This window comes from Nocardia canadensis, from assembly GCF_032656385.1.
Lineage (GTDB): Bacteria > Actinomycetota > Actinomycetes > Mycobacteriales > Mycobacteriaceae > Nocardia > Nocardia canadensis.
Window position 1 is genome coordinate 516264 of record NZ_JAVCWB010000004.1, and the last position, 23737, is coordinate 540000.

A 23737-nucleotide genomic window follows, 5' to 3' on the forward strand; every position below is an offset into this window, starting at 1 on the left:
GAGAACAAGTGACGTTCAGCACGGCCGAAGAGGTCATCCAGTACATCAAGGAAGAGGACATCGAATACGTCGATATCCGCTTCTCCGACCTGCCCGGCGTCCAGCAGCACTTCTCGATCCCGGCCAAGGCGTTCACCGCCGACCTGGCCGAAGAGGGTCTGGCGTTCGACGGCTCCTCGGTGCGTGGCTTCCAGTCGATCGACGAGTCGGACATGCTCCTGCTGCCCGACTTCAGCACCGCTCGGATCGACCCGTTCCGTGCCGCGAAGACCCTGAACCTGAACTTCTTCGTGCACGACCCGTTCACCCGTGAGGCGTACTCCCGCGACCCGCGCAACATCGCGCGCAAGGCGGAGGAGTACCTGCGTTCGACCGGTATCGCCGACACCGCGTACTTCGGTGCCGAGGCCGAGTTCTACATCTTCGACGGCATCCGCTACGGCTCGGGCATGAACGGCTCGTTCTACGAGATCGAGTCGGTCTCGGGCTCGTGGAACACCGGCAAGGAGTTCAACCCGGACGGCAGCCGCAACCTGGGCTACAAGGTCCGCAACAAGGGTGGCTACTTCCCCGTCGCCCCGTACGACCACTACGTCGACCTGCGCGACAAGATCTCGACCAACCTGCAGAACGCGGGCTTCGAGCTCGAGCGCGGCCACCACGAGGTCGGCACCGCCGGTCAGGCCGAGATCAACTACAAGTTCGGCACCCTGCTGGGCGCTGCGGACGACCTGCAGCTGTTCAAGTACATCGTGAAGAACACCGCGTGGCAGGAAGGCAAGTCTGTCACCTTCATGCCGAAGCCCCTCTTCGGTGACAACGGCTCGGGCATGCACGTGCACCAGTCGCTGTGGAAGGACGGCAAGCCGCTGTTCCACGACGAGGCCGGCTACGGTGGCCTCTCGGATCTGGCGCGTCACTACATCGGCGGCATCCTGCACCACGCTCCGTCGCTGCTGGCGTTCACCAACCCGACCGTGAACTCCTACCACCGTCTGGTGCCGGGCTACGAGGCCCCCATCAACCTGGTGTACTCGCAGCGCAACCGCTCCGCCGCGGTCCGCATCCCGGTCACCGGCAACAACCCGAAGGCCAAGCGCATCGAGTTCCGCGCGCCGGACTCCTCGGGCAACCCGTACCTGGCCTTCGCCGCCATGATGATGGCCGGCCTGGACGGCATCAAGAACAAGATCGAGCCGCTGGCTCCGGTCGACAAGGACCTCTACGAGCTGCCGCCCGAGGAGGCCAAGAACATCCCGCAGGCCCCGACCAGCCTCGCGACGGTCATCGACCGCCTCGAGCAGGATCACGACTACCTCACCGAAGGCAACGTCTTCACCGAGGACCTGATCGAGACCTGGATCCAGCTCAAGCGCGACAACGAAATCGCGCCGGTCAACCTGCGTCCGCACCCGTACGAGTTCGAGCTCTACTACGACGTGTAAGCCTGACCTGCGGGAACGGGCCTGATCGGCCCGTTCCGTCCGCAGTGGGTACGCAGTAGACGGTGTCGAGTCCACCCGCTCCGTGATCACCCATGATCACGCGGCGGGTGGACTCGTCTGTACCGGGCGCCCGTGTGTCGAGCCGCGTCTGCGTGGCCGCGAGCCTGCACGACCGCGATGGTCGCGCTGCCCGCACTCGGCGGCGAGGTCGGGGCCGTGCCTACCGCGCTACGCGCCACCGAGCGACATGGACGTCACTGTGCGCGTAGAGCAACCGTCCGGCGCGGTCTGTCCCGCCAGACGTTCATCGATCCACCGCAGGACCGCGGGAGTCGCGCTGATCGCCAGACTGACGTGCTCGCTCAACAGGTCTCGCGTGTAGGTGATCGGCGCCCCCGCCGCGCACCACTGCGCCACCGCCTTGTCGGGTCCGGCGATGGTGACGATCTCGTCGTGCACGGCACTGTAGAGGAACAGCGGCGCCGTCGAGGCCACGGCGCTGAAGTCCAGCGCGTCCAACGACGGTCGTATCTCCTCGAGCAGGCGTGTGAACGGGATCGTCAGGTAGTCGTCCATGCGCACGAACGCGTGCTGAGCGACGTTGGCCGTCACGCATTTGCTGTCACCCGCTGCCAGCAGAGCGCGTCCGGCAGGCGTCAGATACTTGTCGAAAGCCGCCGCCAGACGCGGGTCGGCGCGCAGCATGCCCGGCAGGAGCGACGGCAGGAAACCGGAGAACGGACCGGCGTCGAGCGTTCCCAGGTAGCTGCCGATGGGCGCTGTCCAACCACCCATGGCGACTCCGACCAGTTGTATTTCCGGAGCGTAGGTCGGCTGCACGTGCGCGGCCCAGCTGGTGCCGATCGACCCGCCGGAGTAGCCCATCGCGGCCACCGGGGTCTCGGTGCCGGGCAGGCCGAGCGGCGCGAAGCCCTGGGCGGCGCGCACTCCGTCGAGCGCGGCGTAACCCGGCTGTCTCGGGGTGAACAGCGTCCCCTTCGGCCCCTCCCAGTCGGGGATGGAAATCGCATGACCGGACGACAGCATCTGGTCGATCTGGATGAGGTCCAGCGAGGAGTCGTACTTGTCGGGCGCTCCCTGCCGGAGCACGAACGAGGGCGCGCACTGCGGGGCCGAGGCATCGGTGGCGGGCTGATAGGAGATCAAGCCTTTGACCTGTCCGGTCCGTGGCCGCAGCACCGTCGTCACGGTCGCCATGGGTCGGCCGTCGGTATCGGTCGACCGGTACAGCAACTGCCAGGCATCGGCGTCTTGTGCCTGGGGTTTCAGCGAGGCCACCTCGACGGGTCGCGAATGCAGGACGGTGCCTGGCGCCGCCGAGTCCCAGCCCGACGGCGGCGTGTAGAACGGATCGTTCTGCGGAGTTGTCAGCGGGTCCGCATGACCGATCGCTATCGAAGTGCCGGTCAAGCACAACACTGCTGAAACTGCGATCACCGCCGAGCGCAGGTGACGGCGTTGGACTGCCGAACCCCATGCACCACCGGGCGAGACGACACTGCCTGTCATTCGATCTTCCCTCCCGGGGGACCACAGCCCGCGAATCCCTCTGAAGGCAGTCAGGCTATCTCCCGAGATCGGGCTGGAAACCCGAACGACGAAGATCGCGTCGGGTTCGACGACCGTCGCGAAGCGCAGGAGAGCAGGCCGGCGGCAATACGCTGCGGCTGTGGAGTTTTCGGAGGTGCTTCGGGCCGCCGACCAGCCCTCGGCCCGCGTCCAGCGGCGTCGGCGTGGGGCGAATGCTGTGGTGCGGGACGGGCGGTGGGGAAATCCCTGGGGGCGGTGCGTAGTCGGTGCGGGGCCCGACCCGGACTAGCGGGCGGCGAGCTTGGCGTGGATGGCCGCGACGAAGGCGGTGGGGTCGGGGTGGGGGCCGGGGCCGAGGTTGAAGTGGCTGTGGTCGGCCCAGGAACCGAGGGTGGTGGCGTCGGAGCGGTCCGGGGGCTGGAAGGCGGCGCGTTCGAGGGTGAAGATCCGGATGTCGTCGGAGTCGTCGGGGAGGACGACGGCGACGAAATGCGCCTCCACGGGGGCGGCCGGCGTCGGGAGCTGGACCAGCAGGAGCCGGAATCCGTCGCCGTCGAGGCGTCGGCCGGTGATGTCGTCGCAGGGGAGCCGGTCGGCGGGGGCCAGTCGCTCACCGACGCTGTCCCAGAGGTATTTCAGCTGTTCGGTGTAGCCGAACGGCGGTTCGTCGGTGACCATGCGCGCGCCGAGCCGCTGCGCTAGGTCGGGCAGGACCCGATGGGCGAATTGGTAATGATGGGTTCTCGGCTCAGCCACAGTGGGTCCCTCCCGTGACGAGCGAGAATTCCCCGCCCGTGCCGGAGAAACTACCCCTTCGCTCCGACACCTGCCCCGCGGGTCCGCGCGGTGCCCGATCTGCGAGCTTTCAGGCTCGGACGAACAGCCGCAACGATTCGTCGACGACGGCGGCGCGGGTCCGCCCGTCCGGATCGGCGTCCGGGCGCAGCCAGATCGAGGCGTGGTTCAGGATGCCGTGCAGGCAGTGCAGCGCGACCGGCGGGTCGGGGCAATCGAATTCGCCGGCGGCGATGCCCGCGTCGACGACCTCGCGGAAGAGCCGGTCGTGCCGCCTGCGCATGGTCTTGATCGCCTCGGTGTGCTCGGCGGGCCACGGCGCCGGGAACGAGAAGAGCTTGCCCACTTCGGGATACAGCACGGTGAGCACCCGCAGCTGCTCGTCGACGAGCGCGCGCAGCCGTTCGGCGGCCGACCGATCCGCCGCGCCGTCGAGGGCCGCGCCGAGATGGGTCAGCACATCGGAGGTCAGCTTCTCCAGCGCGGCGGAAACCAGCGCGTCCTTGCTCGGAAAGTAGTGGTAGAGGGTCGCTTTCGCGATGTCGGAGCGCTCGGCGACGTCCTCGAAGCGCATTCCCTGATAACCGCTGCTCGACAGGATCTGCAACGCGGCATCGATCATCTCCGCCTTGCGGCGGTCGCGGCGTCTGGCCGCGCGCCCGGCGGGCGCGACGCTCTCGTCCGCCATCGAAGTCATCGGCCGATCATATCGGGGCCGCTGGCGGGCGTGCCGGGGCAAGTCGCCGCTGTGAGGTCGACCACAAGGAAGGCGAATCGACTGGCGAGATGAAAATTCGACCCTTAGGTTGAGTTTTGTGACGGAGACGATCGCCCCCAGCTACTTCCAGCGCGTCGGCACGCACCGCTTCGTGCCCACCGTCCACGCGGGCGGCGCCTGGGACCTCGACGAACAGCACTTCAGCCCCCTCGGCGGCCTGATCGTCCACGAGATCCTGCGCACGCGGGCGCGCGAACAACGTCCCGCACTGACCCTGAGCCGGATCAGCTTCGACATCCTCGGCCGGATCGGCTTCGAGGAATTCGACATCGACGTTCGGATCGTCCGCCCCGGCCGCACCATCGAACTGGTGGAGGCCACGGTCACCATCGCCGGCCGCGCCGTCGTGAGCGCCCGCGCCTGGCTGCTCAGTGATCAGGACACCGACAGCGTCGCCGGCGGCGAGCCCGATCGGCTGCCCGCCCCGGACACGCTGTCCTCGTGGCCGCTCAGCTCGATCTGGCCCGGCGGCTATATCGCCACCCTCGACACCCGGCCCGTCGGGCATCCGCAACCCGGGCGAACCGGAGCCTGGATCCACTCGGCGGTGGAGCTGGTGGCCGGCGAGCCGAGCGAGCCGCCCGCGTCCTTCATCGCGCTGGTCGACACCGCGAACGGCATCGCGGTCCGGCAGGAACCCACCAAGTGGATGTTCCCCAACGTCGATCTCACGATCCACCTGTACCGGCAGCCCGAGGGCGAGTGGACCGGCCTCGACACCAGTGTCACCTTCGGCCACGCCGGCCAGGGCCTGACCAGCACCGTGCTGCACGACGTGCGCGGACCGGTGGGCGTTGCCCAGCAGATCCTCACCGTCCGCCCGCAACCGCTGCCCTGATCCGCAGCCCCCGGATCTCGGGGCTGGACGCGCGCGACGCGACCGGCGATAGTCCATCCGTGCAATGGGGTGCGATGGTGGCGCGGGTGGCCGCCGGTGTGGCGTTGGTGCTTGGTATGGCGGCGCCGGTGTCGGCCGAACCGGTGAATGTGGCGTTCCAGTGGACGCAGGACTATCTGACCGCGCCCGACGGCACCCGCCTGCACGCCGACATCCTGCGTCCGCACGGCATCGCCGACGACGTGCGCACCCCGGTGCTGCTGACGGCCAGCCCCTATCGCGCGCACCTGGCCTACCTCACCCAGCCGCGCCACGAGGGCGGCCCGTCGACCGACAACCTGCCGGTCGAGTGGGCGTTGAAGGCCGGCTACACCTACGTGATCGTGGATCTGCGCGGCTACGGCGGCTCCAACGGCTGCCCGGATTTCGGTGGCCCGGGGGAGCAGTCCGATGTCGCCGCCGCCGTCGAGTGGGCCGCGAGCAGGCCCTGGTCGACCGGCCGGGTCGGCGTGGTCGGCACGTCCTACGAGGGCTGGACCGGGATGCTCGCGTTGGCCGCGAAGCCGAAGGGTCTGGCCGCGGTGGCCGCGTTCGAGCCGGTCGTCGACCCGTACACCTACCTGTACATGCAGGGCGTCTCGTGGAAGTTCGGCGGAAAACCGTTGACCGAGGACGGACTTCGCCCCGCCGACCTCGCCGGCCCCGAACACCTCGCCATCGCCCACACCCCCGGCCGCTGGGACGACTCACCCGAATATCAGGCCAACGCCGTCGCGCTGACCAAGGAATGCACCGACAACTATCTGGCCCTCACCACCGACCACAACGGCGCCAACCCGGGCTGGCGCGACCGCGACATCGTCGAGGACCTGCGCGGCAACACCACCCCGCTGTTCCTCGGCCAGAGCTTCCTCGACTCCAACACCCGCGCCGATCGTGTCCTGGACGCCTGGCAGGCGATGGGTCCCGGTGAGCACCGGGCCTGGTTCGGCCAGTGGGGGCACTCCGACTGCCGCAGCCGCTGCGGCACACCGCATTTCACCGATGAACTGGCCGCGTTCCTGGACCGCCACGTTGCCGGTGCCGCCGTCGAGGTGCCGGGTCCACCGGTCACCGTCGGCCAGTTCGACGGCGGCTGGCGCGGGGAAAGCGTCTGGCCGCCGGTCGATTCCGAGCGTGTTTCCGTCGACCTGCGCACCGGCACCTACACCGATCGCGGCCTGCTCCCCGGCCCCGACCGCGAGATCTGGTCGATCTCGGCACCCGTCACCGAAGCGCTGCACCTCGCGGGCCGGGCGACAGCGACCGTTCGGCTCTCCGGACCGCCGGAAGCGACGGTCGCGCTGGAGCTCTACGACATCGCCCCCGACGGCCGCGCTACCGTGCTGACCCGCGGCATCGCTCCGGTCCGCCCGGAGGCCGCGATCCGCCTGCTGTGGCAGGACGCCCGCCTGGCCACCGGCCACCGGCTCGGTATCCGGATCACCGACGTGGTCGACGACGTCTGGTCACACACCCCGGCCAACGCCGCGGTCACGGTGACCGGGGCCCGCCTCGAACTCCCGCTGCTCACCTCCGCGCGGGAGACGAATCTGCCCGGCGGCGTACCGATCTGGCACGCCCGGTGGCGGACCGAGGAGACGATTCAGCTCGACCAGAGTCTGCTGAACGACCCCGCGCGCGTCGTCGACCTGCGCAATCCTGTCCGTTGAGTCACCGAGTCCGTGGGAGCCTCGTCGCCGAAGCCTCGGGGCTGCCGAGCCGCAGAGTGGTGGGGGAGTTCGGCGTAGCCGTGGTCGTGGCCGCTGAGCGCAAGACCGCGGTACCCTCAGCGCCGCAACAAGGCGGCCGCGTCCCGGCAGAGTCGGTCGACGATCGCGGCCGCGGGCTCGATGTGGGTGATCAACCCGACGCCCTGTCCCGCGTCGACCGGCGCGATGGTCGCGTCGTCGACGGCGATGGCCGCGCGCAGCAGGTCCGCGTCCGGCCGGGTCTCGTCGAGTTCCGGGCGTGACCACGGATCGGTGAAGTCGTTGCGCAGCACCCGCGCCGGATAGATCGGCGGCCACGGCAGGTCGAGCGTCTCGTCGAAGGCCGTGGTCACCACCGTGTGGGTGGAATCGGCCGCGAGCATCGCGCGGCGCGCGTTCTCGGGCAGCAGGGATTCCTCCGCCGCGGCCAGGCACGTTCCCAACCAGGCCCCGGCCGCGCCCGCCGCCAGCACCGCGGCCAGGGTGCGCCCGGAACCGATCCCGCCCGCCGCCAGCACGGGCACGGTCGCGATGTCGAGGACGGCGTCGAGCAGCGGCAGCAGCCCGAGCCGGTCGGCACCGTGCCCGCCGCCCTCACACCCCCGCGCGACCAGCACGTCGATCCCGGCATCCTGTGCGCGATGCGCCCCCGGCACGTCGTAGACCTGGGTGATCGCGACAATCCCCGCGTCTTGTACCACCGGCACCCAGGAGAAGTCGGTACCGAAACTGATCGACAGGGCACGGGGTCCGGCGGCGATCGCGGCGTCGAGCAGTCCGGCCTCGCGCTGCCGCACCCAGTCGACCAGCCCGATCCCGAACGCCGCGTCGCCGGTGAGCGCGAGCTCACGCTCCAGCGCGGCCACCGATCCGGCGCTGCCCATTCCGATCATGCCGAGCCCGCCCGCCGCGGTCACCGCCGCCGCGAGCCGTCCGCCCGCCGCCCCGCCCATCGGCGCGTTCACCACCGGCACGCGCAGGCCGAGCGAACGCGACCACGATGTCGCCAGGATGTCGAGCTCCGGTGTGGTGGTCATGGGCGCAACCCCTCTCGTCGTGGCTGGGCTCACCCATCATGCCAAGAGCGCCCGACGCTCCCGGGCACGGCGTTCGCGAACCGCCGGGCAACGCATCGTCCGGCGCGTATGTTCGACAGCAGTGCCGCGACGACCGACGGGGGTTCGGATGACGATCAGGGACCGGCTCGAACAGGCGGTCACGACGCCGCCGATGATCTTCGGCGACCCGGTGCCGACCGCCGACGGCGCGACCGTGATCACCGTCGCCCGCGGCGGCGGATTCGGCCGAGCCGCCCGTCCGGTCGGCGTGTTCGTCATCCACGACGGCCGCGCCCACTGGACGCCCGCGGTCGACACCAACCGGATCGCTCAGCTCGGCGAATGGATCGGCCTGCTCACGGGCGTGATCGCGGCGCTGACCCTGCTGCGCCGGCCGCCGTGGCCCGACCTGGGCCGCCGCTGAGCCCGTACAGGGCCAGCGTTTCGAAGCGCTGCCAGGCGGTCGCCGGCGCGACCGGATCGTTCGGCTCGATCACGGCGCCGAGGAACCCGACCAGTCCCCACGACAGGAACGCGACGGTGTCGCCGGGCAGCTCCTCGACCAGTTCGCCGATCAGGTCGGCCACGCACCGTTGGTAGGCGTGCAGCACCGTCGTGGTCGCCTTCGGCCCGATCAACGGTCGGTAGACCTCCGGATACCGCGCGGCGAGGGCGAACATCACCCGCAGCGGTGCGAGCGGTGAGCCCGGCACGGTGGTGCGAGCGATCTCGCGGCGCAGATACTCGGTGCAGCTGACCAGCAGCAGGTCGTCCTTGTCGCGATAGTGCGCGTAGAAGGTGGAGCGCCCGACATCGGCGCGCTCGATGACGTCGCTGACCGTCACCCGGTCGTAGCCGCGCTCGATCATCAGCTCGATCAGCGCGCGGTGCAGGTTGTCCCTGGTCCGGCGGACCCGGCGATCGGTGTGCTCGGCCATCGTTCCTCCACGGGACGGATTCCGCGGATCTGTCCGGAAACGGACAGATCCGGCGATTCTGATCCTGGTCGCCGCCGTGGCCGCGTCCGACCATGGACCCATGTCAAGAAACCAGCTTCTCACCCCCATGTTCGTCGAGGACAGCGACACCGGCATCGTCATCGCGGGCCTGCGCCGGTACAACCTGTTCACCACGGTGTTCTTCCTCGGCAGGCAGCGTCGCCTGCTGGCCGAGTTCGTCGCGGCGGCCGGTATCGCGCCGGGGCAGCGCACGCTCGATATCGGCTGCGGGCCGGGCAAACTCGTGCGCGCCTCGGGTGCGGTGACCGGCGCGTCCGGTGCGGCGGTCGGGGTCGACCCCTCGGCGATCGCCGTCGCCGACAATCGGCAGCGCGATCGCGCGGCGCAGCACCGCTACGAACAGGCGCCCGCCCAGGACCTCCCCTTCGCCGACAGCGAATTCGACGTCGTCACCTGCACTTTCGTCATGCACCACATCCCCGCGCAGCACCGCGCGGCCGCGATCACCGAGATGTGGCGGGTCCTGCGCCCCGGCGGCCGGTTGCTGCTGGCCGACGCCTCGCTCACCCCGCGGGCGCGCCGGATTCTCGCCCCGTTCTTCGGCGGCGGCAACCCCTTCGCCGATGCCGACATCCGCCACTACACCGACCAGCTGGGAACGGCCGGTTTCACCGAGCTCGAGTACACGCAGAGCAAGTACCAGACCGGCATCCTCACCGCCAGGAAGCCGCGCTGATTGTCGGTGGCCTCGGCTAGGGTCGATCTCGTCACGATCCGAATCGAGCACGGGGGTGCGATATGGAGTTCGATCAGCGGGAATCCGAGGCGCGGGCGTTCGCCCTCGAGTCCCACGGCGACCAGCGCTACGGCGAGCATCCGTATATCACCCACCTCGCGGCGGTGCGGGCCGTCCTCGACGACTTCGGCTACGACGGCGCGGTCGGTACCGCCGCCTGGTTGCACGACGTCATCGAGGACACCCCGGTCACCGCCGAGGAGGTCGAATCCCGTTTCGGTCGTGAGGTTCTCGATTTGGTCTGGGCCGTCACCGGCATCGGCCCCGACCGCAAGGCCCGAAACCTCAACGCCTACGCCAAGATCGCCGCCCACCCGCCGGCGGTGATCCTCAAACTCGCCGACCGCACCGCCAACGCCGAGGCCAGCCCGCCCGACAGCAGCTGGATGGGCATGTACCGCACCGAACACCCCACCTTCAAAGCCCACCTGGGCGAACTGCTCACCGACGACCCGACGGTGGCCCGCATGTGGGAACGCCTCGAACGCCGACTCGACCTGTCGGTAGCCGCCCCGACCGACCAGTGGGCCGAGATCGACCGGCTGGTCGCGGCCGGGGAGCACGCCGAAGCCATCGCAGCAGTGCAGGCGGCGTTCGACTGCAACCCCGGTGAAGCGGAACTCATTCTCGCCGAACGTTCTTGAGGTCGCTGCGCCGGCTGGTGGCCCTGCGATGCCGGTGGCGGCTCGACATCCGGCTGCTGTGGTCGATGCCGCCACCGGTCGCCCGATGTCCTCGCGGCCCGATCCGGATGACAGATCAGCCCGCCGACGCCGCGTCGCGGAGCCGCGTCGCGACCGCTGCGGCGAGATTCTCGTCCAGCTGTTCGTGGCCGGTGGTGCCCCCACCGCCCGGTCCACCGTCATCGGCGACGACGCGACGGGCCGAGAGGTGGACCGCGTCGACGCCGATGCGACGCAGTGCGGGGATATCGGCCACCGTGATGCCGCCACCGGCCATGATCTGGAGTCGGCCCGCCGCCTGGTCGACCATGGCGGCGAGCTCGTCGAGACCGGCGGCGCAACACGTCGCGCCGCCGGAGCTGAGGACTCTGGTCATGCCCGCCGCGATCAGGCGGTCGATCGCCGCCGACCGGTCACCGATCTGGTCGATGGCCCGATGGAAGGTGAGCTCGATGCTGTCGACCGGAACGCCGTCGAGGATGCGTTCCAGCGCGTCGAGGTCGACCCGGTGCGCGGGCGTGAGCGCCCCGACGACGAGCCCGGCCGCCCCGGCCGACACCGCCGCCTTCGCATCGGCGTTCATCACCGCGATCTCCTCGGCCTCGGAATACACGAACCCGCCCGCCCGACAGCGGATCAGCGCGTGCACCGGAATCCCGGTGGACACGACCGCCTCGATCATCCCGATGCTCGGCGTCAGCCCACCGGTACTACCCAGCGCCGCGCACAATTCCACCCGCTCCGCGCCGACCCGGCGGGCGCCGACCGCACCCGCCACGTCCTGCACCGCGAACTCGAGCGCGGTCATCTCAGAACGACTGCCAGGCAGGTTTGTTCGCCAGCGCGTACTTGTAGTAGTCGGCCAGCTTCAGCTTGCTCGCGGCGGCCTCGTCGATCACCACGGTGACGTGCCGGTGCCACTGCATGACCGAGGCCGGGCAGAAGGCGGACAGCGGCCCCTCCGCGGCGGCGGCGATGGCGTCGGCCTTGCCCGCGCCGAGCGCGATCATCACCAGGTGCCCGGCCTCGCCGATCGTGCCGAGACCCTGGGTGAGGACATGGTGCGGCACGTCGTCGGGCCCGTCGAAGAAGCGGGCGTTGTCCTTGCGGGTCTGTTCGGTGAGCGTCTTCACCCGGGTGCGCGAGGTGAGCGCCGAGCCGGGTTCGTTGAAGCCGATGTGCCCGTCGGTGCCGATGCCGAGCAATTGCACGTCGACCCCGCCCGCCGCGGCGATGGCGGCGTCGTAGCGCCTGCCCTCGCCCGCGATGTCCCCCGCCTCGCCGTTCGGACTGAGTACCCGCGCCGGATCGAGATTCACGTGATCGACGAATTCGGAACGGATCACCGAGAAGTACGACTGCGGATGCTCTTTCGGCAGTCCGACATACTCGTCGAGCAGGAAGGCGCTCGCCGTCGAGAAGTCGAGTTCGCCCTCGCGATACCGTCGCGCCAGCTCCTGATAGCTGCCCAGCGGCGACGACCCGGTGGCCAGGCCGAGGATCGCGTTGCCGCGCTCCACATAGCCGCCGACGATATCGGCGACCGTGGTGGCCACCTCGTGCTCGTCCGCCCGGATGACGATTTCCATCAGGTTCCTTCCGTTCCGGCGACGTACACCCGCCGCGGCTGCAATGACTGATCGGTGACGAGAAGATCGGCGCGCATGCCGACGGCGAGGACGCCCCGGTCGTGCAGACCGAGCACCCTGGCAGGTGTGCGAGTGGCGGCGGTGACGGCGACGACCAGCGGAATCCGCGCCTCCCGCACCGTCCAGCGCAGCACATCGAGCAACCGCGCGGTCCCGCCCGCGATCGCGCCCGGTGTCCCGTCCGCCGTGGCGAGCCGGGCGACGCCGTCGCGCACGCGCACATCCAGCGCCCCCAGCGGATAGTCACCGTCGCCGAGCCCGGCCGCCGCCATCGCGTCGGAGACCAGCGCGATCTGCTCGGGCCCGACCGTGTCGAACACCATCGCCACGGTCTCGGGCGCCAGATGCACGCCGTCGGCGATCAATTCGAGCACCATCTCGCCCCGACCGGCGGCAGCCAGGCAGGCGGCGACCGGGCCGGGGGAGCGGTGGTGCAGGGGCGGCATGCCGTTGAACAGGTGCGTCGCGGTGATCGGTCCACCGGTCGCGTCCGCGATCCGCGCCGCCGTCGTCGCGGCGTCGGCGTCGGTGTGCCCGAGACTGGGCAGCACATCGTTGCGGCGCATGGCCGCGAGTAGTTCTGCGAAGTGCGCAGTCTCCGGCGCCAGCGTCATCGATCGGACGGTGCCGCGCGACGCCGCATAGATCCGCTCGAACAACGTGGGATCACCGGGAATGATCGCCGCGGGATCCTGTGCGCCACAACGGCATGCGTTGAGGAACGGCCCCTCCAGGTGAATCCCGAGCAGGACGCCGTCATCCACGAGATCGGCGAGCAGCTCCGCCTGCCGAAGCAACACCTCCGGCTGCGCGGACACCAAACTCCCGAGCAACCCGGTCGTCCCCTGACCGCGGTGATTCGCCGCCGCGACCCGCGCACCCTTCGTATCGGCGTTGGGGAATCCGAATCCGCCACCACCATGGCAGTGCACGTCGATCAGGCCCGGCAGCACCAGCTCGTCACCCGCCGAGGGAAGTTGCCCCGCCGCAGGATGATCCGCAGCCCCACCCACCCAGGTGATCCGGCCGTCCGCGAATTCGACCACCCCGTCGGCGATCTCACCGCCGGGCGTCCCGACAAGCCGTCCCCGCACGACACCTCGTGCGCTCACCGCGCCGCCCGCTGCCTGTGGTCGGTTGCGTGTGCTGCCCGCTGAGGCTGGTCGGCTGCCCGCACCGGCTGTTGCCTGAGGCCGGTTGGTCGCTGCGCGGTGGCAACGAAGGGGCCCACAAAATGGCCCCGCACACACCCATCGTGCGACGGCCCGACCACCGGCCGGACCGCCCACACCGTCCTCCGATTCATGCCCGCCCGACGATCGCCGCGACCGCCTCGCGCGCCACCTGCGGATTCCGGGCCGCGCACGCGGCATCGGCGGCGTCGCGGCAGGTCTCGATATCCACCGCCGACAACGCCGCCCGCACCCCGGGCAACGCGGGCACCGACATCGACAGGCTCGTCACCCCGAGCCCGACCAGCACCGGCGCCAGCGTCGGATCCGACGCCGCCTCGCCACACACGCCGACCGACTTCCCGGCGGCCGTCCCCGCCGCGCCGACCATCGCGATCAGATCGAGCACCGCGGGCTGCCACGGATCGAGCAGATGGGCGAGCCCACCCGCCATCCGATCGACCGCGCAGGTGTACTGGCTGAGATCGTTGGTCCCGATGCTGACGAAGTCCAGATGCGCCAGCAGATCGGCCGCCCGCAGTGCCGCCGCCGGAATCTCGATCATCGCGCCGACCTTGCGCAGCCCCGATTCCCTGGCGAGCGCGGCGAATCCGGCGGCCTCGTCGGCGGTGGCGACCATCGGCGCCATCACCCACAGGTCCGCTCCGGTGGCCTCGCCCGCCCTGGCCAGTGCGGTGAGCTGGGTGGCCAGGGTATCGGGGAACACCGTCCCGATCCGCAGCCCGCGCACACCCAGCGCGGGGTTCTCCTCGGTCCCCAGATCGAGGAACGGCAGCGGCTTGTCCGAGCCCGCGTCGAGCGTGCGGACCACGACCTTGCGACCGGCGAATGCTTCGAGAACCGTGGTGTAGGAGGCGATCTGCTCGTCCAGGCTCGGCGCCGTCGCCTTGCCGAGATACATGAACTCGGTACGGAACAGCCCGACGCCTTCGCTGTCGACGGGGCCCGCCTTCTCGGCGTCGTCGACGGTCCCGATGTTCACCAGCAGCTGCACCGGCGTCCCGTCGGCGGTATGCCCCGGCCCGCTGGCCGCCGCCAGCCGCGCCGCGTCGGCCGCCGCCTGCTCGATCGCGGCCTGCTGCCGCAGCGGACTCGGATCGATCACGACATCCCCGGTGCTGCCGTCGAGCAGGACCGGCGCGTCCTCGATCAGCCGGTCGGTGTCGGGACAGTTCACCACCGCGGGCAGCCCCAGCGACTTCGCGAGAATCGCGGTGTGACTGGTCGGCCCGCCCTCGGTGGTCAGCAGCCCGACCACCTCGCTGTCACCGAGCATCGCGGTATCGGCGGGCGCGAGATCCCGGGCGACCAGGACGAACGGATGGCCGGGCTCCGGAATGCCCGGCATCGGTTCCCCGAGCAGCACCGCGACGGTGCGCCCGCCGATATCGCGCAGGTCGGTCGCGCGCTCGGCCATGTACCCGCCGAGCGCCTCGAGCTTGGCGCAGAAACCCTCGAACGCCAGGTGCACCGCGTGCGCCGTCGGCATCCCGTCGGTCAGCTGCTTCTCGGTGGCGGCGACGATGCCAGGGTCGCGGGCCATCGTCGCCGACATCGACAAGATCTCCGCCGCGACGCCGGTCACCCGACCGGCCCTGGCCTGCATCTCGTCGGCCACACCGCCGAGCGCCGCCTTGACCCGGACCATCTCGTCCTCGACCGAGCCGCCGACCGGATCCTGCGCCGAGGTCGCCAGCTGCGAACCGAACCGCAGCCACGGCGCGCACACCACGCCGGGGCTCACGCCGAGGCCGCGAATCACCTGTTCGCCCATCAGGCGGCGTCCAGATCCGAGGCCACCAGCGCGGCCAGGCTGTCGAGCACCGCGTCGTCGTCGGCGTGCAGGGTCACCTCGGCGCCGTGGCCGGCGCCCAGGGTCATGACGGCGAGCACGCTGGCCGCGTCGACCGGTTCGCCCGCTCCCAGCGAGATCCGCACCGGTACTCCGGTGGCCTGCACGGCCTGGGTGAATTTCGCTGCGGGCCGGGCATGGAGCCCCACCTGGGATCCGACGACGACTGTGCGGGTGGTCATGTCCTCACTCACCTTCCAATTTCTTGTCCAGCTTCGATTCGACTTCGGCGACCAACGGCGCGTCGGTGCGAGTATCTCCGGTCGCCTCCAGCGCCGCCTCGGCTTCGGCCGTGGCGACATCGGGCGCGCCCACCTCGACATCGGTCTCGGCTTCGCGGCCGGGCGTGCGCAGGTTCCACTTCTTGATCACGAAGCTGAACAGCACGTAGTAGATCACCGCGTAGCCCAGGCCGATCGGGATCAGCAGCCACGCGTCGGTCGCCTTGCCGAAGTTCAGCAGATAGTCGATCGCGCCCGCCGAGAACGTGAATCCGTCGTGGATGCCCAGCGCGTTCACCAGCGCCATCGAGGTGCCGGTCAGGATCGCGTGCACCACATACAGCGGCCACGCCACGAACATGAACGAGAACTCCAGCGGCTCGGTGATGCCGGTGACGAACGCGGTCAGACCGGTCGAGAGCATGATGCCGCCGACCAGCTTCTTCTGCGACGGGCGCGCGTTGTGCCAGATCGCCAGCGCGGCGGCGGGCAGCGCGAACATCATGATCGGGAAGAAGCCGGTCATGAAGGTGCCCGCGGTCGGGTCGCCGGCGAAGAACCGGTTGAGGTCGCCGCGCACGAGCTGGCCGGAGGCGTCGGTGTAATCGCCGACGAGGAACCACACGGTCGAGTTCAGGATGTGGTGCAGGCCGGTCGGGATGAGCAGCCGGTTGGCCGCACCGTAGATGCCGCCACCGATGACGGTGTTGTCGGCGACCGTCTCGCCCACCCAGGTGAGCGCGGAGTTGAACGCCGGGTAGAGGAACGACATGCCGACACCGACGACCAGACCGGTGATCGCGGTCAGGATCGGCACCAGCCGCCGACCGTTGAAGAAGCCCAGGAAATCCGGCAGTTTCGTGCGATAGAACCGCTGCCACAGGATCGCCGAGAGCAGACCCATCACGATGCCGCCGAGGACGCCGTAGTTGATCAGCGCCTGCGCGCCCTTCGGATCGGTCTTGCCCTCCAGCACGATCGGGGACATCGCCTCGAACACGCCGTTGATCACCATGTAGCCGACCACCGCGGCCAGCGCCGTCGATCCGTCGGCCTTCTTGGCCCAGCCGATCGCGATGCCGACGGCGAAGATCAGTGGCAGCCAGGTGAACACGGCTTGACCGGCCGCCGAGATGACCGACGCGGTGCTCTCCAGCGCGGAGAACCGGCCGAGGAGATCGGCCTGGCCGAGGCGCAGCAGGATGCCCGCCGCGGGGAGCACCGCGATCGGCAGCATGAGGCTGCGACCCAGGCGCTGCAAACCCGCGAACACCTTCGATTCTTGCTTGGGGCTGTCGGTAACGGCAGTCATGTCGACCTTCTTCGTGCCGGGTTTCCGGCGGTCTCGGCGAGCCGAACGGACTTGGGAGTCGGTCCGGGTTAACTGTTGTGAACCGGTGACCCTGACGGGTACTGTCCGGTCATAACCAGTTGTAAGTTTGACCAGGTGGCTGTCGGATGTCAACCGCGAAATATGACGTGGCGCACATTCGAGGCTCCCATACTGGAACCGGCAACCACCGCGGAAAGGGAGAACACATGTCCAAAGCGGAAGCGATCGTCAAGGGTCTGGGTGGCGCGGACAACATCGTCGAGATCGAGGCCTGCATCACCCGGTTGCGCACCGAGGTGAAGGACGGCAGCAAGGTCGACGAAGCCGCCCTCAAGGCCGCGGGCGCGCACGGCGTCCTCAAGGCCGGCTCGGTCGTGCAGGTCGTCGTCGGCCCCGAAGCCGACACCCTCGCCGAGGACATCGAGGACATCCTGTGAGCGTGCCCGTCCTCGCTCCGCTCGCGGGCAAGGTCGTCTCCTTGGCCGACGTCCCCGACCCGGTCTTCGCCGGTCAGATCGTCGGCTCGGGCGTGGCGATCGACCCCGACCGCACCCGCGGCACCCTCACGGTCACCGCCCCCATCGCGGGCAAGATCCTCAAACTCCACCCGCACGCCTTCGTCATCCTGGGCAGCGGCGTCGGCGTCCTCGTCCACCTGGGCATCGACACGGTGAAGCTGAAGGGCGAAGGCTTCGGCCTGCTGGCCGCCGAAGGCGACGAGGTCGAGGCAGGCGCCCCGATCGTCACCTTCGACCCCACCGAGATCGCCGCCACCGGCAATTCCCCGATCTGCCCGATCGTCGTGATGGACTCCCCGAAGGACTCGATCGTCAGCGACGCCGTCGGCACCGAGGTGGATTCCGGTGTCCTGCTGTTCGATTCGCCGTAGCAGACCCAGCTGACGCGCGGCGCGTGCGCGGGCAGGCTACCGGCCTGCGGCACGACGCCGCCCCGCGCGTCAGCTGGTCTCGCAGCCGATCCCATCGTTGTCGGTGTCGAGCCCGTACTCGTCCGGCCCGATCACCCGAACCCGTCCCGTGTACGCGGGACCGTTCCCGTCGCCGCCCGCGCAGTCGACGTCGGCGGCGAACGGCACGCACGGGTCATACGACGGATGACAGTCCCCGCCGGGTGGCGGCGGGGGCGGCGGACAGAACTGGCTGGACCCGCTGTTGCACAAAAAGTCGGTGACCGGATCGGCACCGGCTTCCACGGGCAGGGCGAGGACGACGGCGATCGCGGCGCCAGCGGTCGATCCGAGGACGGCGGCTGTTCTCATGACTACTCCGATCATTCGACACACGCATCGGCCAGTCTCCCGCAAACTCCGCGCAACCAGCCGGTCGGAGACCGAATCGTTGACTCCGGAGTGAACCACGGGCCGCGCCGCCACGTACTTCGCTACAGCGGGCCGATCGGTCCGTGACACAGCCAGGGAGGATCGACGTGGCCGCAACGGAGCAGACCAGTGAGCAGTTCGCCGACCGGCTGTTCGGCGCGGCACTCGGCGCCGTCGACATCCTCGCGGTGCACCTCGGCGACCGGCTCGGCTGGTATCGGGCACTGGCCGAGCACGGTCCCGCCGACGCCGTCGAACTGACCGCGCGCGCCGGCGGCGACCTGCGCTACGCCAGGGAATGGCTCGAGCAGCAGGCCGCGACCGGTGTGCTGACCGTCGACGGCGACGGCCGCTTCACCCYCCCCGCCGGTCCCGCCGAAGTCCTCACCGATCCCAGCAGCCTGAACTACCTCGCGCCGCTGGCCAGAATGCTGGCCGGTGCCGCGGTCCAGCTGCCCGGCCTGATCCGCGCCTACCGCGAGGGCGGGGGCGTCGGCTGGTCCGAATACGGCGTGGACATGCGCGAATCGCAGTCCGACATGAACCGCCCGTGGTTCGAGCACCGTCTCGCCATCGACCTGGCCGGCGTGCCGGATGTGCACGCGAGACTCGCAGGCCAGGACGCCCGCGTCGCCGATGTGGGCTCCGGCGGCGGCTGGTCGTCCATCGCGCTGGCCCGCGCCTACCCGGAACTGCGGGTCGACGGCTACGACATCGACGAACCCTCGGTCGTGATGGCCCGCGACAATGCCGCCGACCTCGGCGACCGCGTCCGCTTCCACCACGGCGACGCCGCGACCGACCTGCCCGAAGCCACGTTCGACGCGGTGTTCGCCTTCGAATGCCTGCACGACATGCCCCACCCCGTCGAGATCCTCACCGCGATGCGCAAGGCCCTGCGGCCCGGCGGCGTCGTGATCGTCATGGACGAAGCCGTCGACGCGGAATTCACCGCACCGGCCGGCGATGTCGACCGCCTGATGTACGGCTTCAGCCTGCTGATCTGCCTGCCCGACGGCATGGCCCACCCCGGTTCGGCGGGCACCGGCACCGTCCTGCGCACCGCGAAACTGACCGAGTACGCCGAGCGGGCGGGCTTCGCCGCTGTCGACGTCCTCCCGATCGAGGACTTCGGGTTCTGGCGCTTCTACCGGCTGACCGTCTGACGCACCGGCTCGTCCTGCACCGTCCACTGCGCGGCCAGCGCGTCGAAATACCGCTGGCTGCTCCACAATCGGTAGTTTCCGATCACATACACTCGCCGCCGCGCCCGCGACACCGCCGCATTGAGCACATTCGGATTCATCGCCGCCCAGCGCCGCGACCCACCCGCGGCGGGCGAGGTCCCGAGAATCAGCACGACCACCTCGGCCGAATTCCCGTGCATCGCATGGACGGTTCCCACCTGATGCGCGGCGAACTCCGGCCCGAGCACCTCCCGCGCGACCTCCCGCGCCCCGCGCGCGACATCCCGGAACGGGCTGACCACTCGGATATCGCCGGGCGACACCCCGTCCTCGGTCAGCTGGGCGAGCAACTCGGCCAGCGCCTCGCCCTCCCCGGGAATCCAATTCCCTTCCGCCCGGGCCGATCGCACATCGATCCACCGATCCTGCCCGGGGAACTCCGGCCGTTCCGGCGTCCCGAAGATCAGCAGATCCTCGTCGTAGGCGATCCGATGCGTCAGCTCGAAGATCGGCAGGTCACTGCGCCGATGTACCCGCAACGGTGCCCCGACCCACACCGGTTCGGCGGCGTCGGCGGGCGTCAGCCACGTTCCGAACCGCACCCCGCGATCGGCCGCCCGCCGCGCCGACGCCAGATCCGGCATCCACTCCGCGTCGAGCCCGAACTGCCGCACCAGCGCCTCCTGCGCCGAGGTCGGCAATGTCTCCATCGGCCCCAGCTGACGATGATCACCCACGATCACCGCCCGCCGCGCCCGCCACAGCCCTCCGGCCACCGACTGCGGCGCGGCCTGCCCGGCATCATCGACGAACAACCAGCCCAGCGCCTCCCGCCCGAGCCCCTCGAACAACCGCGGCGCGGCCGTGAACGTCGTGACCACCAGCGGCACCGCCAAGAACAGCGTCTGCCAGGCGGCGGCGACGGTTTCCGGCTTCGGCGCCTCGGCCAGCTCACCCCGGATCAGCGCGATCGCGACGATCAGGTTGTCGCGCACCCGCGGCGCCGCGTCGAGCAGGAACGCCCGATGCAGCCGCAACGCCGACAGGAACAGCTCACGGCGCGCCGTCGCGTACTGCTCGTCGGCCCACGGATTGCACAGCTGGAACCGTTCGTCGTCCCCGGCGGCATCGCCGAACGGGATGGTATCGGCCCAGTTCTCGCGCGCTCGCTCGATGATCTCCAGCGCCACCTCGCGTCGCGCGGTCAGCTCCCGATGCGCCCGGATGAGCGCGCGCCCGTGCTCGGCCGCCTCCGCCCACTGCGCCCGCGTGTACTCGACCTCGGTCTGCCGCCGTCGCATCTCCGATTCGGCGATATGCCGCTCGCGCAGCAGCTCGTTGCTGCGGGCACTCCAGCGCCGACCCGCGCTGAACCCGGTCGACGCCGACGCCGCGAACCCCGGCTTCTGCCCACCGTGCTCAGCGAGCAACTTGCCGACCCGATGCTGGGTGGCCTGCGCCGCCCGCAGATGCTCGGTGGCCAGCTGATGCCGCTCTCGCCAATGCGCGTGCGCGGTATCGGCATTGGCGATCTCCGCCGCGATCGAGCGCAGCTGCTCGTGCATGTCGGGGAGTTCGGCCACCGCGTCGGCGACGTCCTGACGTTCCTGGGCGAGCCTGCGCACCTCGGCGCGCCGATTGGCGAAATCCAGCACCGCCGTCGACCAGTCCGGGATCGAATCCGGGTCGGCCTCGGCCTGTTTGAGAAGGTCGAGCATGCCGCCGGCCGTCGACCCGGAGAAGTGCTCGGTGGCGAACCGGTCGCCGAACCAGAACCGCTCGCCGAAGCTCCGCCGCTGATCGCCGAGCGCCGCGGCGACCAGACCCCACGCGGGTTCGTCGCCGACGAGATCGGCCAGCTCGGTGAAATGGTCGAACTCGCGATCGATGGCGTCGCGGCGCTGGATCTCGGTGACGACGTCGGCCGCGGCTTCCTCGCTGCCCGTCGTCAGCACCACCTCGAACCCGGTGACATTCGACGCCAGCCGTTGCGCGCCCACCGTGTAGTTCTTCGCGACCTGCACCTGCTCGGTGATCCCGGTGAACACGTCGAGCGGATTGTCGAACGAGGCCAGCTGCGCCGCCCGCTCCACCACGATCGCCGCCAGCAGATCGCGCAGCATCGTCGTCGTGCCGGTCCCCGGCGCGCCGTGCACCGCGAAAATCCCCGCACTGTCACGCAATCCGGCCAGCGCCTGATCGACCGCGAACTGCTGTCCCGACACCAGCGGATCACCCGGCCAGCGGCCGTCCGGAACCAGATGTGGGAGCAGCCCTTCGACCACCACGTCCTGGCGCTCGCGGACATCGATGCGTTCATCGACGGGCAGCGTCTCGGTGGCCGCGAGATAGTCCTGCAGCGCGGCACCGACATCGCCGCGCTCGACGGCCGCCGCCAGCGTGGCGAGGTCCGCGCGCAAACCGCTGTTCAGCCGATCCTCGCCGGGGACACTGTCGCGCGCCGCCACCTGCACACACGCGACGCGCACGCCACCCGCGCGCAATTCCGACCGAATCCCCAGCGCCCCACACAGTTCGCCGGTGAACGTCTGTAGATCCCGCCCGGTGAGCCGCGGCGCCTCGGCCGGTTCCTCCGGGTCCCGGGGTAACAGTCGCTCGGCGAAGGCCAGCGCCGACATGCCGGCGAGCCCGGGGGAGATGACCCCGTCCGCGCCCGCCGCGATCAGCGAAGCCCCGACACCACGACCGACCACGTCCAGCGCCCGCCACCGGGGCGAGTGCTGGACCTGTTCGGGATCGGCGGCCGCGGCTTCGCGGGTCAACGTATCGAAGGCCGCCGTGAACGCGGCCGAATCATGCTCGAACCCCTCGGCCCAGCCACTGTCCGCCGGACCGGGCGACCGCAACCGATTCACCGCCCAGGCCAGCCCCGACAGGCTCGCCGAACCACCGACGACCACCCCGTCCTCGGTCAGTGTCACCGCGAAAGCGGCAGTGGTACCGGCACGCCGGGCATCGGCTTCGAGCCGGTCCTCCCCGAACGCCCGAACCAGCGCCTCCCGCGCCCGCCCGATTCCGAACAGTCCGCCGTACACCACGAACTGCCACACTCGCCCCGCCTTCAGCGGCGGAAGCGCGGCCAGGTCTTCCCACGGCGCGAGATCGTCGGCCGCCGGCTCGACCACGAGTCCGTCCTCGGGCAGCGCCCCGACCTCGGGAACCCGCTGCGGACCGAACAACTCCACGGTCTGCCAGAAACGTACGAGCCGCGCGGCGTGCTCGGATCCGCCCACGATGCACCCCATTCCGTCGGCCATCATGACAACCCCGATCACGGTACGCGATCGCGATTCCCCGAGCACGGCACCCCGATGGTCTCGCCGCGCGTGGCGAGACCATCGGCGCAGGTCCTACAGTCGCGGCAGGCAGCCGGCGGCCCGCAGCCGCGCCGCCAGCGACGAGTTCACCAGCGCGCTCGACCCACCGCCGCCGCCCAGCGCGACGAGCACGTCACCACCCAGCCCGGCACCGACCGAGCACCCGAGCACCGACACGTCGATGTAGATGTTCTCCTTCTGCTCCGGCTCCGCGGCGGCCGAGCCCGCCCCCACGACTGTGGCGGCCGCAACAGCCAGACCGACCGCTACCGCCTTGACGATTCGCACAATGTCCTCCTGAAAAGCGCTGATCAGCGCGATGATCGGAATCGGTCCGCGCAGCTCCCGGACCGACCGACAGGGTTGACCGATCCTTCGCCGAGGAAACGTCGTCCTCGAAATTGCATCGCCGCCCATTCCTCGCCAACCGCACCCCGACCCGGCACGACGCCTCAGCGCAACACCATCTCCGCGACCGCCTTGGGCGCGGCAAGCCACTCCCTGACGTTGTTGCGCACCTCGGTACTGCGCCGGCAATCGCAATACGCGACCACTCCGTCGGCCTCGATCCCCGCCGCCCGGCACAACGCCACCGCCCGCGGCAGATGCTGATACTGACTCACGATGATCGCCCGCTCGATCCCGAACATCGACCGCGCCCGCTCACAGGTCTCCCGCGTCGACAGTCCCTCCCCATCGGCCTTCACGATCGCCGGATCGATCCCGTGCTCGAGCAGATACCGCGTCATCGAGGCGATCTCGTCCCCGGAGCTCCCACCCGCGTCCCCCGACAACAGGATCTGCCCGGCCTTCCCCGCCGCCACCAACTCGATCGCGACATCCAACCGCCCCTGGAGATAGGCCATCGGCGTCCCGTCCTCCGCGACCTTCGCCCCGGGCACGATCACCACCGGCGCCCCCACCGCCCCGCCCACGTCACTGCGATGCCCGGACGACAAGACCCACATCGC

At 70.0% G+C, this 23737-nt stretch carries 24 protein-coding genes (1 of these 24 running past the window's edge); 9 read left to right on the plus strand and 15 right to left on the minus strand.

The window, feature by feature from the left end; translation table 11 throughout:
* Positions 1–8: 8 nt before the first annotated feature.
* Positions 9–1445, plus strand: coding sequence for a type I glutamate--ammonia ligase (glnA, locus tag Q7X29_RS11290; protein WP_218721833.1), 1437 nt, complete (start codon positions 9–11; stop codon positions 1443–1445).
* 228 nt (positions 1446–1673) lie between these two features.
* Here the strand turns inward: glnA and Q7X29_RS11295 are convergent, their stop codons facing one another.
* The 3 genes from Q7X29_RS11295 to Q7X29_RS11305 form a co-directional block, all read right to left on the minus strand.
* Complete coding sequence (locus Q7X29_RS11295; protein ID WP_316574014.1) at positions 1674–2885, minus strand: lipase family protein; 1212 nt, start codon at positions 2883–2885, stop codon at positions 1674–1676.
* Positions 2886–3281: 396 nt separating this feature from the next.
* Positions 3282–3752, minus strand: coding sequence for a hypothetical protein (locus Q7X29_RS11300; RefSeq protein WP_218721830.1), 471 nt, complete (start codon positions 3750–3752; stop codon positions 3282–3284).
* A 109-nt stretch (positions 3753–3861) separates the two neighbouring features.
* On the minus strand, positions 3862–4488 hold the full coding sequence (locus tag Q7X29_RS11305) for a TetR/AcrR family transcriptional regulator (protein ID WP_316574015.1): 627 nt from the start codon (positions 4486–4488) through the stop codon (positions 3862–3864).
* 118 nt (positions 4489–4606) lie between these two features.
* Here Q7X29_RS11305 and Q7X29_RS11310 point away from each other — a divergent pair, with 118 nt between their 5' ends.
* Entirely contained in the window at positions 4607–5407 is an 801-nt protein-coding gene (locus Q7X29_RS11310) for a thioesterase family protein (RefSeq protein WP_316574016.1), read from the plus strand.
* A 59-nt stretch (positions 5408–5466) separates the two neighbouring features.
* Positions 5467–7119 carry a CocE/NonD family hydrolase gene (locus Q7X29_RS11315; protein ID WP_316574017.1) on the plus strand — a complete coding sequence of 551 codons (1653 nt, stop codon included), beginning with the start codon at positions 5467–5469 and terminating at the stop codon, positions 7117–7119.
* Between the two features lie 116 nt (positions 7120–7235).
* On the opposite strand, the gene Q7X29_RS11320 is transcribed toward Q7X29_RS11315, so the two are convergent.
* Positions 7236–8171, minus strand: a complete 936-nt coding sequence (locus Q7X29_RS11320; RefSeq protein WP_316574035.1) for an NAD(P)H-dependent flavin oxidoreductase — start codon at positions 8169–8171, stop codon at positions 7236–7238.
* A 172-nt stretch (positions 8172–8343) separates the two neighbouring features.
* On the opposite strand from Q7X29_RS11320, the gene Q7X29_RS11325 reads away from it, so the two are divergent.
* The gene (locus Q7X29_RS11325) at positions 8344–8640 is read left to right on the plus strand and encodes a hypothetical protein (protein ID WP_218721825.1); all 297 of its coding nucleotides are present in this window, start codon (positions 8344–8346) and stop codon (positions 8638–8640) included.
* Here Q7X29_RS11325 and Q7X29_RS11330 read toward each other — a convergent pair.
* Positions 8573–9154, minus strand: coding sequence for a TetR/AcrR family transcriptional regulator (locus tag Q7X29_RS11330; protein WP_316574018.1), 582 nt, complete (start codon positions 9152–9154; stop codon positions 8573–8575). The two genes, Q7X29_RS11325 and Q7X29_RS11330, sit on opposite strands and share 68 nt — an antisense overlap.
* Positions 9155–9254: 100 nt before the next feature.
* Between Q7X29_RS11330 and Q7X29_RS11335 the strand changes: the two genes are divergently transcribed.
* Both Q7X29_RS11335 and Q7X29_RS11340 read left to right on the plus strand, forming a co-directional pair.
* A complete protein-coding gene (locus Q7X29_RS11335) occupies positions 9255–9911 on the plus strand; it encodes a class I SAM-dependent methyltransferase (protein WP_255588699.1) in 657 nt (218 codons plus the stop codon).
* Positions 9912–9973: 62 nt separating this feature from the next.
* Positions 9974–10615 (plus strand): HD domain-containing protein, encoded by a 642-nt coding sequence (locus Q7X29_RS11340; RefSeq protein ID WP_218721821.1) that lies wholly within the window; start codon positions 9974–9976, stop codon positions 10613–10615.
* A gap of 115 nt (positions 10616–10730) precedes the next feature.
* Here Q7X29_RS11340 and Q7X29_RS11345 read toward each other — a convergent pair whose 3' ends face one another.
* The 6 genes from Q7X29_RS11345 to Q7X29_RS11370 form a co-directional block, all read right to left on the minus strand.
* The gene (locus Q7X29_RS11345; protein WP_316574019.1) at positions 10731–11462 is read right to left on the minus strand and encodes a copper homeostasis protein CutC; all 732 of its coding nucleotides are present in this window, start codon (positions 11460–11462) and stop codon (positions 10731–10733) included.
* A gap of 1 nt (position 11463) precedes the next feature.
* Complete coding sequence (nagB, locus tag Q7X29_RS11350) at positions 11464–12243, minus strand: glucosamine-6-phosphate deaminase (RefSeq protein ID WP_218721818.1); 780 nt, start codon at positions 12241–12243, stop codon at positions 11464–11466.
* Complete coding sequence (locus Q7X29_RS11355) at positions 12243–13397, minus strand: N-acetylglucosamine-6-phosphate deacetylase (RefSeq protein WP_316574020.1); 1155 nt, start codon at positions 13395–13397, stop codon at positions 12243–12245. The genes nagB and Q7X29_RS11355 overlap by 1 nt, the downstream gene beginning before the upstream one ends.
* 208 nt (positions 13398–13605) lie before the next feature.
* Positions 13606–15270 (minus strand): phosphoenolpyruvate--protein phosphotransferase, encoded by a 1665-nt coding sequence (gene ptsP, locus Q7X29_RS11360; RefSeq protein WP_218721814.1) that lies wholly within the window; start codon positions 15268–15270, stop codon positions 13606–13608.
* Positions 15270–15530 carry an HPr family phosphocarrier protein gene (locus Q7X29_RS11365; RefSeq protein WP_218721813.1) on the minus strand — a complete coding sequence of 87 codons (261 nt, stop codon included), beginning with the start codon at positions 15528–15530 and terminating at the stop codon, positions 15270–15272. Before Q7X29_RS11365 ends, ptsP begins: the two co-directional genes overlap by 1 nt.
* Before the next feature lie 4 nt (positions 15531–15534).
* Positions 15535–16881: a PTS transporter subunit EIIC gene (locus Q7X29_RS11370; RefSeq protein WP_218721811.1), complete on the minus strand. Its 1347-nt coding sequence runs from the start codon at positions 16879–16881 to the stop codon at positions 15535–15537.
* A 227-nt stretch (positions 16882–17108) separates the two neighbouring features.
* Here Q7X29_RS11370 and Q7X29_RS11375 point away from each other — a divergent pair, with 227 nt between their 5' ends.
* Together Q7X29_RS11375 and Q7X29_RS11380 are read left to right on the plus strand one after the other, a co-directional pair.
* A complete protein-coding gene (locus tag Q7X29_RS11375) occupies positions 17109–17339 on the plus strand; it encodes a glucose PTS transporter subunit EIIB (protein ID WP_218721810.1) in 231 nt (76 codons plus the stop codon).
* The gene (locus tag Q7X29_RS11380) at positions 17336–17791 is read left to right on the plus strand and encodes a PTS sugar transporter subunit IIA (RefSeq protein ID WP_218721808.1); all 456 of its coding nucleotides are present in this window, start codon (positions 17336–17338) and stop codon (positions 17789–17791) included. The genes Q7X29_RS11375 and Q7X29_RS11380 overlap by 4 nt, the downstream gene beginning before the upstream one ends.
* 69 nt (positions 17792–17860) lie before the next feature.
* Here Q7X29_RS11380 and Q7X29_RS11385 read toward each other — a convergent pair whose 3' ends face one another.
* Positions 17861–18181 (minus strand): hypothetical protein, encoded by a 321-nt coding sequence (locus tag Q7X29_RS11385; RefSeq protein WP_316574021.1) that lies wholly within the window; start codon positions 18179–18181, stop codon positions 17861–17863.
* Between the two features lie 167 nt (positions 18182–18348).
* On the opposite strand from Q7X29_RS11385, the gene Q7X29_RS11390 reads away from it, so the two are divergent.
* The gene (locus Q7X29_RS11390) at positions 18349–19407 is read left to right on the plus strand and encodes a methyltransferase domain-containing protein (RefSeq protein ID WP_316574022.1); all 1059 of its coding nucleotides are present in this window, start codon (positions 18349–18351) and stop codon (positions 19405–19407) included.
* Here the strand turns inward: Q7X29_RS11390 and Q7X29_RS11395 are convergent.
* The 3 genes from Q7X29_RS11395 to Q7X29_RS11405 form a co-directional block, all read right to left on the minus strand.
* Positions 19389–22709, minus strand: a complete 3321-nt coding sequence (locus Q7X29_RS11395) for a DEAD/DEAH box helicase (RefSeq protein WP_316574023.1) — start codon at positions 22707–22709, stop codon at positions 19389–19391. The two genes, Q7X29_RS11390 and Q7X29_RS11395, sit on opposite strands and share 19 nt — an antisense overlap.
* A 90-nt stretch (positions 22710–22799) precedes the next feature.
* Positions 22800–23054 carry a hypothetical protein gene (locus Q7X29_RS11400; protein WP_316574024.1) on the minus strand — a complete coding sequence of 85 codons (255 nt, stop codon included), beginning with the start codon at positions 23052–23054 and terminating at the stop codon, positions 22800–22802.
* A gap of 164 nt (positions 23055–23218) precedes the next feature.
* On the minus strand, positions 23219–23737 hold the 3' portion of the coding sequence (locus tag Q7X29_RS11405; RefSeq protein WP_316574025.1) for a SanA/YdcF family protein. 105 nt of this gene lie beyond the right edge of the window; the window shows 519 of its 624 coding nt (coding positions 106–624); its start codon lies beyond the right edge, outside the window — the gene reads right to left on this strand; it ends in the stop codon at positions 23219–23221.

Coding starts and splice junctions, on each gene's coding strand:
- Q7X29_RS11345 (WP_316574019.1), bottom strand. CDS start 11,462: ATGACCGCGCTCGAGTTCGCGGTGCAGGACGTGGCGGGTGCGGTCGGC.
- nagB (WP_218721818.1), bottom strand. CDS start 12,243: ATGGAAATCGTCATCCGGGCGGACGAGCACGAGGTGGCCACCACGGTC.
- Q7X29_RS11365 (WP_218721813.1), bottom strand. CDS start 15,530: ATGACCACCCGCACAGTCGTCGTCGGATCCCAGGTGGGGCTCCATGCC.
- Q7X29_RS11335 (WP_255588699.1), top strand. CDS start 9,255: ATGTCAAGAAACCAGCTTCTCACCCCCATGTTCGTCGAGGACAGCGAC.
- Q7X29_RS11325 (WP_218721825.1), top strand. CDS start 8,344: ATGACGATCAGGGACCGGCTCGAACAGGCGGTCACGACGCCGCCGATG.
- Q7X29_RS11395 (WP_316574023.1), bottom strand. CDS start 22,709: ATGATGGCCGACGGAATGGGGTGCATCGTGGGCGGATCCGAGCACGCC.
- Q7X29_RS11340 (WP_218721821.1), top strand. CDS start 9,974: ATGGAGTTCGATCAGCGGGAATCCGAGGCGCGGGCGTTCGCCCTCGAG.
- Q7X29_RS11370 (WP_218721811.1), bottom strand. CDS start 16,881: ATGACTGCCGTTACCGACAGCCCCAAGCAAGAATCGAAGGTGTTCGCG.
- Q7X29_RS11305 (WP_316574015.1), bottom strand. CDS start 4,488: ATGACTTCGATGGCGGACGAGAGCGTCGCGCCCGCCGGGCGCGCGGCC.
- Q7X29_RS11385 (WP_316574021.1), bottom strand. CDS start 18,181: ATGAGAACAGCCGCCGTCCTCGGATCGACCGCTGGCGCCGCGATCGCC.
- Q7X29_RS11375 (WP_218721810.1), top strand. CDS start 17,109: ATGTCCAAAGCGGAAGCGATCGTCAAGGGTCTGGGTGGCGCGGACAAC.
- Q7X29_RS11330 (WP_316574018.1), bottom strand. CDS start 9,154: ATGGCCGAGCACACCGATCGCCGGGTCCGCCGGACCAGGGACAACCTG.
- ptsP (WP_218721814.1), bottom strand. CDS start 15,270: ATGGGCGAACAGGTGATTCGCGGCCTCGGCGTGAGCCCCGGCGTGGTG.